The 13,728-nt window shown below is 55.2% G+C and carries 14 protein-coding genes; 11 read left to right on the top strand and 3 right to left on the bottom strand.

Features of this window, described 5'->3' with window-relative positions; all coding sequences use genetic code 11:
* Window positions 1-37: 37 nt before the first annotated feature.
* From proP to crfC, 3 genes are all read right to left on the bottom strand, one after another.
* Window positions 38-1,540 (bottom strand): glycine betaine/L-proline transporter ProP, encoded by a 1,503-nt coding sequence (gene proP / locus D9738_RS02550; RefSeq protein ID WP_130259494.1) that lies wholly within the window; start codon window positions 1,538-1,540, stop codon window positions 38-40.
* Window positions 1,541-1,802: 262 nt separating this feature from the next.
* Window positions 1,803-2,681: a diguanylate cyclase regulator RdcB family protein gene (locus D9738_RS02545; RefSeq protein WP_130259493.1), complete on the bottom strand. Its 879-nt coding sequence runs from the start codon at window positions 2,679-2,681 to the stop codon at window positions 1,803-1,805.
* The gene (gene crfC / locus D9738_RS02540; RefSeq protein ID WP_130259492.1) at window positions 2,678-4,906 is read right to left on the bottom strand and encodes a clamp-binding protein CrfC; all 2,229 of its coding nucleotides are present in this window, start codon (window positions 4,904-4,906) and stop codon (window positions 2,678-2,680) included. Before crfC ends, D9738_RS02545 begins: the two co-directional genes overlap by 4 nt.
* Window positions 4,907-5,304: 398 nt before the next feature.
* Between crfC and D9738_RS02535 the strand changes: the two genes are divergently transcribed.
* From D9738_RS02535 to phnK, 11 genes are all read left to right on the top strand, one after another.
* Window positions 5,305-5,640, top strand: a complete 336-nt coding sequence (locus D9738_RS02535) for a zinc ribbon domain-containing protein YjdM (RefSeq protein ID WP_001300891.1) — start codon at window positions 5,305-5,307, stop codon at window positions 5,638-5,640.
* A 284-nt stretch (window positions 5,641-5,924) separates the two neighbouring features.
* On the top strand, window positions 5,925-6,368 hold the full coding sequence (gene yjdN / locus D9738_RS02530) for a VOC family metalloprotein YjdN (protein ID WP_130205897.1): 444 nt from the start codon (window positions 5,925-5,927) through the stop codon (window positions 6,366-6,368).
* Between the two features lie 132 nt (window positions 6,369-6,500).
* Complete coding sequence (gene phnC / locus D9738_RS02525) at window positions 6,501-7,289, top strand: phosphonate ABC transporter ATP-binding protein (protein ID WP_130259491.1); 789 nt, start codon at window positions 6,501-6,503, stop codon at window positions 7,287-7,289.
* Window positions 7,290-7,313: 24 nt separating this feature from the next.
* Window positions 7,314-8,330, top strand: a complete 1,017-nt coding sequence (phnD, locus tag D9738_RS02520; RefSeq protein ID WP_000991997.1) for a phosphonate ABC transporter substrate-binding protein — start codon at window positions 7,314-7,316, stop codon at window positions 8,328-8,330.
* Window positions 8,331-8,435: 105 nt separating this feature from the next.
* The gene (gene phnE, locus D9738_RS02515; protein ID WP_130259490.1) at window positions 8,436-9,215 is read left to right on the top strand and encodes a phosphonate ABC transporter, permease protein PhnE; all 780 of its coding nucleotides are present in this window, start codon (window positions 8,436-8,438) and stop codon (window positions 9,213-9,215) included.
* A gap of 20 nt (window positions 9,216-9,235) precedes the next feature.
* Window positions 9,236-9,961 carry a phosphonate metabolism transcriptional regulator PhnF gene (gene phnF, locus D9738_RS02510; RefSeq protein WP_130206096.1) on the top strand — a complete coding sequence of 242 codons (726 nt, stop codon included), beginning with the start codon at window positions 9,236-9,238 and terminating at the stop codon, window positions 9,959-9,961.
* Entirely contained in the window at window positions 9,962-10,414 is a 453-nt protein-coding gene (gene phnG, locus D9738_RS02505) for a phosphonate C-P lyase system protein PhnG (RefSeq protein ID WP_130205889.1), read from the top strand. It abuts the gene before it with no gap.
* Window positions 10,411-10,995, top strand: coding sequence for a phosphonate C-P lyase system protein PhnH (gene phnH, locus D9738_RS02500; protein WP_089574897.1), 585 nt, complete (start codon window positions 10,411-10,413; stop codon window positions 10,993-10,995). The genes phnG and phnH overlap by 4 nt, the downstream gene beginning before the upstream one ends.
* On the top strand, window positions 10,995-12,059 hold the full coding sequence (gene phnI / locus D9738_RS02495; RefSeq protein WP_130259489.1) for an alpha-D-ribose 1-methylphosphonate 5-triphosphate synthase subunit PhnI: 1,065 nt from the start codon (window positions 10,995-10,997) through the stop codon (window positions 12,057-12,059). Before phnH ends, phnI begins: the two co-directional genes overlap by 1 nt.
* Window positions 12,052-12,897 (top strand): alpha-D-ribose 1-methylphosphonate 5-phosphate C-P-lyase PhnJ, encoded by an 846-nt coding sequence (phnJ, locus tag D9738_RS02490; RefSeq protein ID WP_000002284.1) that lies wholly within the window; start codon window positions 12,052-12,054, stop codon window positions 12,895-12,897. Before phnI ends, phnJ begins: the two co-directional genes overlap by 8 nt.
* Window positions 12,894-13,652, top strand: coding sequence for a phosphonate C-P lyase system protein PhnK (gene phnK, locus D9738_RS02485; RefSeq protein WP_097750848.1), 759 nt, complete (start codon window positions 12,894-12,896; stop codon window positions 13,650-13,652). The genes phnJ and phnK overlap by 4 nt, the downstream gene beginning before the upstream one ends.
* The last annotated feature ends 76 nt before the right edge of the window (window positions 13,653-13,728 follow it).

Raw genomic sequence — 13,728 nt, 5'->3', positions numbered from 1 at the left:
TGATAAGACAGCGTCGCATCAGGCCATCCATTTCAGATTACTCATCAATACGCGGATGTTGCTGCACCAGGCGAGAACGTTTCGCCTGCAAATCGGCAATCTCGTGGTCAATATCCTCGATTTTTTGCTCAATATTATCGTAATGCTCGACAAGAATTTCCTTCGCTTCCTGTAAATCTGACGCCGCTGGCGTCGCACCTTTCAATGGCTGATTCGCCGTCTCTTTCATGGTTACGCCGGTGATTAAACCAACCACCGCCACGACCATCAGATAATAGGCGGGCATCATCAGATTCTGCGAGCTTTCGACCAGCCAGGCCGCCAGTGTTGGCGTCAGACCAGCAATCAGCACCGAAATATTAAATGCCGCCGCCAGTGCACTGTAACGGATATGCGTCGGGAACATCGCTGGCAGCGTTGAGGCCATAACACCCGTAAAGCAGTTAAGGATCACTGCCAGCATCAACAACCCGGCGAAAATCAGGCCGATGATATTACTGTTAATCAGGATGAACGCCGGGATCGCCAGCGCAAACAGCGCAACACTGCCGAGGATCACAAACGGACGACGGCCAAAACGGTCACTAAGCAGCCCCATCACCGGTTGCACAAACAGCATACCAATCATAATGGCGATAATAATCAGCACTCCGTGGTCTTCGGAGTAGTGCAGGTTATGCGACAAATAACTCGGCATATAGGTCAGCAGCATGTAGTAAGTGACGTTGGTGGCAATCACCAGGCCAATACACGTCAACAAACTGCGCCAGTGTTTGGTGGCAATCTCTTTAAACGAGACTTTCGGACCATCCTGCAAACCTTCCCGGTCGCCCTGCTCCAGTTTCTCAACATGTTGCTGGAAAGCTGGCGTCTCTTCCAGCGCATGGCGCAAGTAAAGCCCGATAATCCCTAAAGGCAGAGCGATAAAGAACGGAATACGCCAGCCCCAGTCGAGGAAGTTTTCTTCACCGACGATGGTCGAAATTAACACCACCACGCCCGCACCCAGCACAAACCCGGCAATAGAACCGAAATCCAGCCAACTGCCCATAAAGCCGCGTTTACGGTCAGGGGAGTATTCCGCAACAAATATCGACGCCCCGGTATATTCGCCCCCTACCGAGAATCCTTGCGCCATCTTACAGATCAACAACAGAATCGGTGCCCAAATACCAATAGAGGCGTAGGACGGTATTAAGCCAATACAGAACGTACTGATCGACATAATCACAATGGTGATCGCAAGGATCTTCTGGCGACCATATTTATCGCCCAACATACCGAAGAAGAGCCCGCCAAGCGGTCGAATCAGAAAGGGAACGGAGAAGGTGGCAAGTGCAGCAACCATCTGCACGCCAGGGTCAGCCCCCGGGAAAAAGACCTTACCTAATGCGTAGGCAACAAAACCATAAACACCAAAATCGAACCATTCCATTGCATTACCCAGCGATGCTGCGGTAATGGCTTTGCGCAGTTTACCGTCATCAATAATAGTGACGTCACGAAGGGTAATCGGTTTTACTTTTTTCCTTTTCAGCATAGCTTTCCTCGCAGAGTAAGCCCATTTCCGCACACGTCAGGCAAATAACGTGGCGCCCGCAAAAGGGAAGCGGGAATTGCAGGGTGCAATCTCTGTAACAAGCGTAGCGGGTTTACTTACACGTTCCGATTAAGAATTGTACAACCAAACCAGTTGACGCCTGAATTGGGCAGTTAATGACCTTTTTACCCTACCAGCGTTTAAATTTGTGATCAACTTCACATATGGATTTCGTTAAACACTCACCAATGTAACTGATTATTTACACGCAATTTACAGAGAAGATTTCCTCGACCATGGCCTCCACCAGACGTTGTGCTGAACAGAGCCGTGGCATCCCTACCGCGACAGTTTGCCAACGTTGGGTCACCGACCAGCAAACGGGCTGTTTATCTGCATCGGACCACTTACCCAACCAACCTAAAAAATCAGCATGCTCCCCACCGCTTAGAGCTGTGGGTGATGTGAACCATTGGTGGTAATAATGACGAGTAGTCGGTGCCGCGTTGATACTTTCAGCCAGATATTGCGTCGCTTTCACGCGCAAATCATCAAGCAACAACGCTGCCGCTTGCGGACTTCCCAGACGGCAGGCATCGCCAAACGCCCCCCAACGCAGTTCTTCCAGAACGATGAAACCACGTCCAGGCAGCGACCAACTGTCATACGCACCGGCACGCCAGCGAGTAAAAATTTGCTCGCTCTGTTCGCCCGCCTGCACCAGCAACCCTCGTTGCGTTAAGGCTTTTTCCTTACAGTGACAACGGGCTGAAAACCACTCATATAAAGCGGTAATTTGCTGCTGGAGTTCCGGGAAAGCGGATTGTGGGCGGAGATCCCTTTTTTGCAGTAACGCCAGATATTGTGCGATCTGTGTCAACGCCAGATGACCGGGGTCAAGCATGGCCGTCAGTTTTTCCACCAATGCCAGGCGTAGACTAAGCGGCGCATTTAACATTCCGGCATTCGCCCACGTCTGAAGCTGTGTGCGAGCAAGGATCTCCTGCATCAGTCGTTCACGAAACTGCTGCTGATGGGCTTGCGGATGGCGGGTATCATCGCCCAGCGCCAGATCCACTAAAAAGCGGGGATGAACCGACTCCAGCACGCGACCGGGGCCGTCCAGTAACGTCTTTGTCAATACTGTTCTGCCGTGAAAAGAGTTTGAATATCATCGCGTAACAACTGAGAGTCCGTATAAATCCAGCCGTGCGTTGTTGCAGTCTGCTGCAATTGCTGCTGCATAATTTTCACCACGGATTCATTTTGCTGTCGCAAAGCCAGACTTTCGCGTAAACGCGTGTGTAATTCCGTCAAACATACAGCGAAATCAGCGAAAAATGTGCTCATTCCTGCCGTGACAGAATCATCGACCTGAACCGCTAAAACTTTAGCCATTTGTTGGCAATAGAGGTCAATTTCTTCGGTTAACGTACGTTGTAGCACACTGTAATCAACGGTCTTCGTCGGGGATTTCTCACTACTCCGTCCCCAGTCTGGTTGATTCAACCAGCGCGAGAAAGTCTCACGTACAACATCTAAACGGGTGACCTGCTCATCCGGTATTTCCTGGAGTGATATTGCATCGCTGAATAGCTGGCGAGTATTGAAGTGGGGAACCACGCTGCGAAAAACAGGAAACTCAAATCCAGGGCGAAACCCAGACTCACTCAATGCCACTTTAACCTGTTGTTCAATGGGACGAATAACATCGGTTAGTACCCGGCAAAAGGTTGATTCCAGTTCAGCAAAACGCAGCGTGAAATCCCGGCTGATTTGGGTCTGTGCCGTCTGTAACAGTGTCTCGCAGCGAGTACGAATCTCGCTTAATGGCCACGAATCATGTTGAAACAGCACGGCTAACTGGGCATTCACCTGCTCTTGCTGCTGACGCAAAAAGTCGTTGGCTGATGTCAGGGCCAGCTCTATTTCATGTTGAATCTCACCGCTCACCTGCGTCTGATTGAGTTGCAATAGCTGCAAATTTTCTTCGAGTTGGTGGATATTTTGCCGCAATAGCTCGCAGGCGACAGTCAGGCCGTGGGCGCGAAAATCAAGGTATTCCCGCGCCTGCTGGGCGTAATTCAACAATTTATGCGAGGCAGAACGCAGAGCGTACAACGACGCGTTGGCATACGCGGCATGAAGCAACGCCTGCACCGGCTGTTCAAATAACGAGTCTTCCCACAATTGCTCAACTGCATGGCGAATATGGTCGATATCCTCCAGATCCGCGTTACACCAGCGCCTGCCGAGCGCCGCATGAGCAAAATCCTCCACCCAGCGTTGCTGTTGAGGATCGGGCAACCTGCCGCTGCTGGCTAACTCATGGCGCGCCCGATTCGCCAGATAGCCCCACATCGACGATACCGGAAATATCTGCCCTGGCGTAACACAGCCTTTCATCAACGTCCCGGAAATCAGCGCCCGCACCTGTTCGGCATCGTCGCTGTTACGATCCTGCTGATCGAATTTATTGACCAATACATACAGCGGTACTGACTTGCCGACGGCCATAACCGCCGCGCGCACCTCTTCATCGGAGATCGATTTCAGTTGCGTATAATCCATCACCGCCAGCACCGCAGAAGCGCGCGCCAGCTGCTCATTAAGCATTTGTTGCAGATGTGGTTGTCCGGCTTCGTTTGGCCCGGGAGTATCCAGTAATGTTAACTGCCCCGGATAACTTTCCAGCCCCGCCAAATGGACGAACTCCACTTCAATCACTGGGATATGTTCGATGGCGGCGTAAGCAGAAAAAGGAAAATCAACGTCCAGCGCTTTCGCCATGCGCACCAAATCATTCAAACTTTTCAGACAATGAAAAATAGGCTGGGCGCCCAGGTAATATTTTTCGAAAGCGACGCCATTTTCGATCCGCTGCATAAGTGCACGCATATCTTTATCTATTTCCAGCAGATCGGTCAGATGCTTAATATCGTAATCACGCAGGCGTTGTTGTAATTGTTGGATTAAACGGTCAATTGGCGCGACATGTGAAAAATGCAGCACTGGTTCTTTTTGCCCCGGTGTATGGCGAATAAGCGTTGGCAGCGCAGTCATAGGGCGATTGCGATTAGGAAGAACTTCAGTACCAACAATGGCATTAATGGTGGTTGATTTCCCTGCTTTCATTGTGCCGACAATCGCCAGCACCATTTCCAGACGGGAAATTTTACGCAGCTCATTATTCAGCATCGCGTGGCGCTCGACGATATTATGCTGACTCCAGGGTAAAGTCAGAGGCGGCGCCACTTCTCCAGGTACAGCGAGAGGCATTTTTTCCAGTAACTGCAACTGTTGTCGGGAAAGCAGTAACAGACGTTCCGCCTCCTGACTTAACTCATATATTGTCTGTGTGCACATGGAAAGTTCTTCCTTAAAGCAAATTTTATTACTTTTATTTAGCCAGATCGTTTTTTAGTTCTGTTTTCGGCTTTTATAATTACTGCGGGAAATAATTTATATTTAATTTGTTGTTTTTATTAGAATGACGACGTCTCTTCCGACACGTTTAAAACGTCAGAAAGATAGAAAACAATTAAATAAAAAAAAGAACAAGAATAAAGTTAACCTTATCTCAAATAATAAACTGAGGCAAAAAGATTATTTTCTTTTTGCCTTCTCTTTCAAATGAAAACGATCGTCGTCTAAAATCAGCAGTACCCCCGACAAACTCAGGGATTTTGTGTATAATTGCGGCCTTTTTCGGCAATCTGCCGTTTTTTGGCGCTTTTGCCCCGCTGACTTTTGAGGAAATCCACATGTCATTACCACACTGCCCAAAATGCAACTCCGAATACACTTACGAAGATAACGGCATGTATATCTGCCCGGAATGCGCCTACGAATGGAACGACGCAGAACCTGCACAGGAAAGTGACGAGCTGATCGTTAAAGATGCTAACGGCAACCTGCTGGCTGACGGCGACAGCGTTACCATCATTAAAGATCTGAAGGTGAAAGGTAGCTCTTCGATGCTGAAGATCGGCACCAAAGTGAAAAACATCCGCCTGGTTGAAGGCGACCATAACATCGATTGCAAAATCGACGGTTTTGGTCCGATGAAACTGAAATCTGAGTTCGTGAAAAAGAACTGATTGTATTGCTCAATGTAATGTTGGCACATGATCGGTAGGCCGGATAAGGCGCTCGCGCCGCATCCGGCAACGGTGCCAGATGCCTGATGCGACGCTCGCGCGTCTTATCAGGCCTACAAATTCCCGCACACCCGCACCATCCGTAGGCCGGATAAGGCGTTCACGCCGCATCCGGCAACAGTGCGACTGCCTGATGCGACGCTCGCGCGTCTTATCAGGCCGCCTCTCATCTGTACAAATTTCGATCTACACTTAACTGGCTTCTCTTAACTGAGGTCACCATCATGCCGTTAAGTCCCTACCTCTCTTTTGCCGGTAACTGTGCCGACGCAATTGCTTATTATCAACGCACATTGGGCGCGGAACTGCTCTATAAAATCAGCTTCGGCGAAATGCCGAAATCAGCGCAGGACAGCGCCGAAGGCTGCCCTTCCGGGTTGCAATTTCCCGATACCGCCATCGCCCATGCTAACGTGCGTATTGCCGGAAGCGATATCATGATGAGCGATGCCATGCCGTCAGGAAAAGCCAGCTACTCCGGCTTTACGCTGGTGCTCGATTCGCAACAGGTCGAAGAAGGAAAACGCTGGTTTGATAACCTTGCAGCTAACGGAAAAATCGAAATGGACTGGCAGGAAACCTTCTGGGCGCATGGCTTCGGCAAAGTCACCGATAAATTTGGCGTACCGTGGATGATTAATGTCGTCAAACAACAACCAACGCAATAACCCGCCGGGAGGCCCGCCCTCCCGCACTGTCATCGAATTCCCGTTAACTCTTCATCTGTTAGTCACTTTTAATTAACCAAATCGTCACAATAATCCGCCACGATGGAGCCACTTTTTTAGGGAGGCTGCATCATGCAAACGATTATCCGTGTCGAGAAGCTCGCCAAAACCTTCAATCAGCATCAGGCGCTGCACGCGGTTGATCTGAATATTCATCATGGTGAAATGGTGGCTCTGCTTGGGCCGTCGGGTTCCGGCAAATCCACCCTTTTACGTCACTTAAGCGGTTTGATTACCGGCGATAAATCTGTCGGTAGCCATATCGAGCTGCTGGGCCGCACTGTCCAGCGCGAAGGCCGTCTGGCGCGCGATATCCGCAAAAGCCGCGCCCATACCGGCTACATCTTCCAACAATTCAACCTGGTGAATCGCCTGAGCGTACTGGAGAACGTGCTGATTGGCGCGCTCGGCAGCACGCCGTTCTGGCGCACCTGTTTTAGCTGGTTTACCCGCGAGCAGAAACAGCGCGCGTTACAGGCGCTGACCCGCGTCGGTATGGCGCACTTTGCATACCAGCGCGTTTCCACGCTCTCCGGCGGTCAGCAGCAGCGCGTGGCGATTGCCCGCGCGCTGATGCAGCAGGCGAAGGTGATTCTGGCGGACGAACCGATCGCCTCGCTGGACCCGGAATCAGCGCGCATCGTGATGGACACCCTGCGCGACATCAACCAGAACGACGGCATCACCGTGGTCGTCACGCTGCATCAGGTGGATTACGCCCTGCGCTACTGCGAACGCATCGTCGCGCTACGCCAGGGGCACGTCTTCTACGACGGCAGCAGCCAACAGTTTGATAACGAACGTTTTGACCATCTCTACCGCAGCATTAATCGCATCGAAGAGAACGCGAAAGCTGCCTGACATCCCCATCATTGAGGAAAACGAATGAACGCTAAGATAATTGCCTCGCTGGCCTTCACCAGCATGTTCAGCCTCAGCACCCTGTTAAGCCCGGCGCACGCCGAAGAGCAGGAAAAGGCACTGAATTTCGGCATTATTTCAACGGAATCACAGCAAAACCTGAAACCGCAATGGACGCCATTCTTACAGGATATGGAGAAGAAGCTGGGCGTGAAGGTCAACGCCTTCTTTGCCCCAGATTACGCAGGCATTATCCAGGGAATGCGCTTCAACAAAGTGGATATCGCCTGGTACGGCAACCTGTCGGCAATGGAAGCGGTGGATCGCGCCAACGGTCAGGTCTTCGCCCAGACGGTCGCGGCGGATGGATCGCCGGGTTACTGGAGCGTATTGATCGTCAACAAAGATAGCCCGATCAACAACCTGAACGATCTGCTGGCGAAGCGGAAAGATCTCACCTTCGGCAATGGCGATCCTAACTCTACCTCCGGCTTCCTCGTCCCCGGTTACTACGTCTTCGCTAAAAACAATATCTCCGCCAGCGACTTCAAGCGCACCGTCAACGCCGGGCATGAAACCAACGCGCTGGCCGTCGCCAACAAGCAGGTGGATGTTGCCACCAACAATACCGAAAACCTCGACAAGCTGAAAACCTCCGCGCCGGAGAAGCTGAAAGAACTGAAAGTGATCTGGAAGTCACCGCTGATCCCAGGCGATCCGATCGTCTGGCGCAAAAATCTGTCCGAAACCACCAAAGACAAGATCTACGACTTCTTTATGAACTACGGCAAAACGCCGGAAGAGAAAGCGGTGCTGGAACGCCTGGGCTGGGCGCCGTTCCGCGCCTCCAGCGACCTGCAACTGGTACCCATTCGCCAGCTCGCGCTGTTTAAAGAGATGCAGGGCGTAAAAGGCAATAAAGGGCTGAATGAGCAGGACAAGCTGGCGAAAACCACCGAGATTCAGGCACAGCTGGATGACCTGGACCGCCTGAACAACGCGTTAAGCGCGATGAGTTCGGTGAGTAAAGCGGTGCAGTAAATCGTAAGTCGGATAAGACGCCCCAGCGTCGCATCCGACAATGTGCAGACGTTGATGCCGGATGCGGTGCAAGCACCTTATCTGGCCTACAAACCGGAGCCAAACATGCAAACCATCACCATCGCCCCACCCAAGCGCAGCTGGTTCTCGATCTTCAGCTGGGCCGTTGTTCTCGCCGTGCTGGTCGTCTCGTGGCAGGGCGCGGAAATGGCCCCGCTCACGCTGATCAAAGACGGCGGCAACATGGCGACGTTCGCCGCCGACTTCTTCCCGCCCGATTTCAGCCAGTGGCAGGATTACCTCACCGAAATGGCCGTCACGCTGCAAATCGCCGTCTGGGGAACTGCGCTGGCCATCATTCTCTCCATTCCCTTCGGTCTGATGAGCGCCGAAAATCTGGTGCCCTGGTGGGTTTACCAGCCCACGCGCCGCCTGATGGACGCCTGCCGCGCCATTAACGAAATGGTCTTCGCCATGCTGTTCGTGGTCGCCGTCGGCCTCGGTCCGTTCGCTGGCGTGCTGGCGCTGTTTATCCACACCACCGGCGTGCTCTCCAAACTGCTTTCCGAAGCAGTGGAAGCGATTGAACCCGGCCCGGTGGAAGGCATTCGCGCCACTGGCGCCAACAAGCTCGAAGAGATCCTCTACGGCGTACTGCCACAGGTGATGCCACTGCTGATTTCCTACTCCCTCTATCGCTTCGAATCCAACGTCCGCTCGGCGACCGTCGTCGGCATGGTCGGCGCGGGCGGGATCGGCGTCACGCTGTGGGAAGCGATTCGCGGTTTCCAGTTCCAGCAAACCTGCGCCCTGATGGTGCTGATTATCGTCACGGTCAGCCTGCTGGATTTCCTCTCTCAACGGTTGCGTAAGCACTTTATCTGATTAGCGAGGCATTGATAGCTATGCACTTGTCTACACATCCGACCAGCTACCCGACACGCTATCAGGAGATAGCCGCAAAACTTGAGCAGGAGCTTCGTCAACACTATCGCTGCGGTGACTATCTCCCCGCGGAGCATCAACTGGCGGCACGCTTTGAGGTGAACCGCCACACCTTGCGCCGCGCCATCGACCAACTGGTGGAGAAAGGCTGGGTACAGCGCCGTCAGGGCGTCGGCGTGCTGGTGCTGATGCGCCCGTTCGATTATCCGCTCAACGCCCAGGCGCGTTTTAGCCAGAACCTGCTGGACCAGGGTAGCCATCCCACCAGCGAAAAACTGCTGTCGGTGCTGCGCCCCGCCTCCGGTCACGTCGCTGATGCGCTGGGGATAACCGAGGGGGAGAACGTCATCCACCTGCGCACCCTGCGTCGGGTCAACGGCGTCGCGCTCTGTTTAATCGACCACTACTTTGCGGACCTCACGCTCTGGCCGACGCTGCAACGCTTCGACAGCGGCTCGCTGCACGATTTTCTGCGCGAGCAAACGGGGATTGCGCTGCGCCGCAGCCAGACGCGGATCAGCGCCCGCCGCGCCCAGGCCAAAGAGTGCCAGCGTCTTGAAATCCCGAATATGTCGCCGCTGCTGTGCGTGCGCACCCTTAACCACCGTGACGGTGAAAGCAGCCCGGCGGAGTACTCCGTCAGCCTGACGCGCGCCGACATGATTGAATTCACTATGGAGCACTGAATGCACGCAGATACCGCGACCCGCCAGCACTGGATGTCCGTGCTGGCGCACAGCCAACCGGCTGAACTGGCAGCCCGCCTGAACGCGCTGAACATCACCGCCGACTATGACGTCATCCGCGCCGCCGAAACTGGCCTGGTGCAGATTCAGGCGCGGATGGGCGGTACCGGCGAACGTTTTTTTGCCGGCGACGCCACGCTGACCCGCGCCGCCGTGCGCCTGACTGACGGCACGCTCGGCTACAGCTGGGTGCTGGGGCGTGATAAACAGCATGCCGAACGCTGCGCGCTGATTGACGCGCTGATGCAGCAATCTCGCCACTTTCAAAACTTATCAGAAACCCTTATTGCCCCGCTGGACGCTGACCGTATGGCACGCATTGCCGCACGCCAGGCCGAAGTGAACGCCAGCCGGGTCGACTTCTTTACGATGGTTCGCGGAGACAACGCATGACCCTGGAAACCGCTTTTATGCTTCCCGTGCAGGATGCCCAGCACAGTTTTCGTCGCCTGTTAAAGGCCATGAGCGAGCCGGGCGTGATTGTCGCCCTGCATCAGCTCAAACGCGGCTGGCAGCCGCTGAATATCGCCACCACCAGCGTGCTGCTGACGCTGGCTGATAACGACACGCCGGTGTGGCTTTCCGCGCCATTAAGTAACGATATCGTCAGCCAGAGCCTGCGTTTTCATACCAACGCGCCGCTGGTCAATCAACCGGAACAGGCGACCTTCGCGGTAACGGATGAGGCGATTTCCAGCGAACAGCTCAACGCCCTTTCCACCGGCACCGCCGTTGCGCCAGAAGCGGGCGCGACGCTGATTTTACAGGTCGCCAGCCTGAGCGGCGGGCGCATGTTGCGTCTCACCGGCGCGGGTATTGCCGAAGAACGAATGATCGCCCCGCAGCTACCGGAGTGCATTCTGCACGAACTCACCGAGCGCCCGCACCCGTTCCCGCTCGGCATCGACCTGATCCTGACCTGCGGCGAGCGCCTGCTGGCTATCCCGCGAACCACTCATGTGGAGGTGTGCTGATGTACGTTGCCGTGAAAGGGGGCGAAAAGGCGATCGACGCCGCCCACGCCCTGCAAGAAAGCCGACGCCGGGGCGATACCGATTTGCCTGAACTGAGCGTCGCCCAGATTGAACAGCAGCTTAATCTCGCGGTGGATCGCGTGATGACCGAAGGCGGCATTGCCGACCGCGAACTGGCGGCACTGGCGCTGAAACAGGCCAGCGGCGATAACGTTGAAGCCATTTTCCTGTTGCGCGCCTACCGCACGACGCTGGCGAAACTGGCGGTGAGCGAGCCGCTCGCCACCACCGAGATGCGTCTCGAACGCCGTATCTCCGCCGTTTATAAAGACATTCCCGGCGGCCAGCTGCTTGGCCCAACCTACGACTACACCCATCGCCTGCTCGATTTCACCCTGCTGGCAAACGGCGAAGCGCCAACGCTGACCATCGCCGACAGCGAACAGCAACCATCGCCGCACGTTTTCAGCCTGCTGGCGCGTCAGGGGCTGGCGAAACAGGAAGAAGAGAGCGGCGCACAGCCGGATGACATCACCCGCACGCCGCCGGTTTACCCCTGCTCACGCTCTTCCCGCCTGCAACAGCTCATGCGCGGCGACGAAGGCTATTTGCTGGCGCTGGCCTACTCAACCCAGCGTGGTTACGGGCGCAACCACCCGTTCGCAGGCGAAATCCGCAGCGGCTATATCGACGTGTCGATTGTGCCGGAAGAGCTGGGATTTGCGGTGAACGTCGGCGAACTGCTGATGACCGAGTGTGAAATGGTCAACGGTTTTATCGACCCGCCGGATGAGCCGCCGCATTTTACACGCGGCTATGGGCTGGTGTTCGGCATGAGCGAGCGCAAAGCGATGGCAATGGCGCTGGTTGACCGCGCTCTGCAAGCCCCGGAATACGGCGAGCACGCGACAGGCCCGGCGCAGGATGAAGAGTTCGTGCTGGCGCATGCCGATAACGTCGAAGCCGCAGGCTTTGTCTCGCACCTCAAACTTCCGCACTACGTCGATTTCCAGGCCGAACTGGAGCTACTCAAACGTCTGCAACAGGAGCAGAACCATGGCTAATCTGAGCGGCTACAACTTTGCTTACCTCGACGAGCAGACCAAACGCATGATCCGCCGCGCCATCTTAAAAGCGGTGGCGATCCCCGGTTATCAGGTGCCGTTTGGCGGGCGCGAGATGCCGATGCCGTACGGTTGGGGAACCGGCGGCATACAGCTCACCGCCAGCGTGATTGGTGAAAGCGACGTGTTGAAGGTAATTGACCAGGGCGCGGATGACACCACCAACGCCGTGTCGATTCGCAACTTCTTTAAGCGCGTGACCGGGGTAAACACCACCGAGCGCACGGACGATGCGACGCTTATCCAGACGCGCCATCGCATCCCCGAAACGCCGCTGACCGAAGATCAGATCATTATTTTCCAGGTGCCGATCCCGGAACCGCTGCGCTTTATCGAGCCGCGCGAAACGGAAACCCGCACCATGCACGCGCTGGAGGAGTACGGCGTGATGCAGGTGAAGCTGTATGAAGATATCGCCCGCTTCGGTCATATCGCCACTACCTACGCCTATCCGGTGAAAGTAAACGGGCGCTACGTGATGGACCCGTCGCCGATCCCGAAATTTGATAACCCGAAAATGGACATGATGCCCGCCCTGCAGCTGTTCGGCGCGGGGCGCGAGAAACGCATCTATGCGGTGCCGCCGTTTACCCGCGTGGAAAGCCTCGATTTCGACGATCACCCGTTCACCGTCCAGCAGTGGGATGAGCCGTGCGCCATCTGCGGATCGACCCACAGCTATCTTGATGAAGTGGTGCTGGATGACGCCGGAAACCGCATGTTTGTCTGCTCCGATACCGATTACTGCCGCCAACAGAGTGAGGCGAAAAGCCAATGAATCAACCGTTACTTTCGGTCAATAACCTGACTCACCTTTACGCGCCGGGCAAAGGCTTCAGCGATGTCTCTTTTGATTTATGGCCGGGGGAGGTGCTGGGCATTGTCGGGGAATCCGGCTCCGGGAAGACCACGCTGCTGAAATCAATCTCCGCCCGTCTGACGCCGCAACAGGGGGAGATTTACTACGAGAACCGTTCCCTCTATGGCATGAGCGAAGCCGACCGCCGTCGCCTGCTGCGCACCGAATGGGGCGTGGTGCATCAGCATCCGCTCGACGGCCTGCGCCGCCAGGTGTCGGCAGGCGGCAATATCGGCGAGCGGCTGATGGCGACCGGGGCGCGTCATTACGGCGACATTCGCGCCACCGCGCAGAAATGGCTGGAAGAGGTGGAGATTCCCGCTAACCGGATCGACGACCTGCCGACCACCTTTTCCGGCGGCATGCAGCAACGTTTGCAGATCGCCCGCAACCTGGTGACGCATCCGAAGCTGGTGTTTATGGATGAACCGACCGGCGGGCTGGATGTGTCGGTACAGGCGCGCCTGCTCGATCTGCTGCGCGGTCTGGTGGTGGAGCTGAACCTGGCGGTGGTGATTGTCACCCACGATCTGGGCGTCGCCCGCCTGCTGGCGGACCGTTTACTGGTGATGAAGCAAGGGCAAGTGGTGGAGAGTGGGTTAACCGACCGCGTGCTCGACGACCCGCATCATCCGTATACACAGCTGCTGGTGTCATCGGTTTTGCAGAATTGAGCCGGTGCCGGATGCGGCGTAAACGCCTTATCTGGCCTACAAATGCGCTCCCAGTAGGTCGGATAAGACGCATCAG

Source organism: Escherichia sp. E10V5, from assembly GCF_004212315.1.
In the GTDB taxonomy this organism is placed as follows: domain Bacteria; phylum Pseudomonadota; class Gammaproteobacteria; order Enterobacterales; family Enterobacteriaceae; genus Escherichia.
The sequence above is the reverse complement of the archived record's forward strand: the minus strand, read 5'-3'. Positions and strand labels throughout refer to the sequence as shown.

What these genes read in the sequence shown, in the direction of transcription:
- proP (WP_130259494.1), bottom strand. Translation starts at nt 1,540, where the DNA reads ATGCTGAAAAGGAAAAAAGTAAAACCGATTACCCTTCGTGACGTCACT.
- phnC (WP_130259491.1), top strand. Translation starts at nt 6,501, where the DNA reads ATGCAAACGATTATCCGTGTCGAGAAGCTCGCCAAAACCTTCAATCAG.
- phnE (WP_130259490.1), top strand. Translation starts at nt 8,436, where the DNA reads ATGCAAACCATCACCATCGCCCCACCCAAGCGCAGCTGGTTCTCGATC.
- phnI (WP_130259489.1), top strand. Translation starts at nt 10,995, where the DNA reads ATGTACGTTGCCGTGAAAGGGGGCGAAAAGGCGATCGACGCCGCCCAC.
- phnF (WP_130206096.1), top strand. Translation starts at nt 9,236, where the DNA reads ATGCACTTGTCTACACATCCGACCAGCTACCCGACACGCTATCAGGAG.
- crfC (WP_130259492.1), bottom strand. Translation starts at nt 4,906, where the DNA reads ATGTGCACACAGACAATATATGAGTTAAGTCAGGAGGCGGAACGTCTG.
- D9738_RS02535 (WP_001300891.1), top strand. Translation starts at nt 5,305, where the DNA reads ATGTCATTACCACACTGCCCAAAATGCAACTCCGAATACACTTACGAA.
- phnK (WP_097750848.1), top strand. Translation starts at nt 12,894, where the DNA reads ATGAATCAACCGTTACTTTCGGTCAATAACCTGACTCACCTTTACGCG.
- yjdN (WP_130205897.1), top strand. Translation starts at nt 5,925, where the DNA reads ATGCCGTTAAGTCCCTACCTCTCTTTTGCCGGTAACTGTGCCGACGCA.
- phnG (WP_130205889.1), top strand. Translation starts at nt 9,962, where the DNA reads ATGCACGCAGATACCGCGACCCGCCAGCACTGGATGTCCGTGCTGGCG.
- phnH (WP_089574897.1), top strand. Translation starts at nt 10,411, where the DNA reads ATGACCCTGGAAACCGCTTTTATGCTTCCCGTGCAGGATGCCCAGCAC.
- phnD (WP_000991997.1), top strand. Translation starts at nt 7,314, where the DNA reads ATGAACGCTAAGATAATTGCCTCGCTGGCCTTCACCAGCATGTTCAGC.
- phnJ (WP_000002284.1), top strand. Translation starts at nt 12,052, where the DNA reads ATGGCTAATCTGAGCGGCTACAACTTTGCTTACCTCGACGAGCAGACC.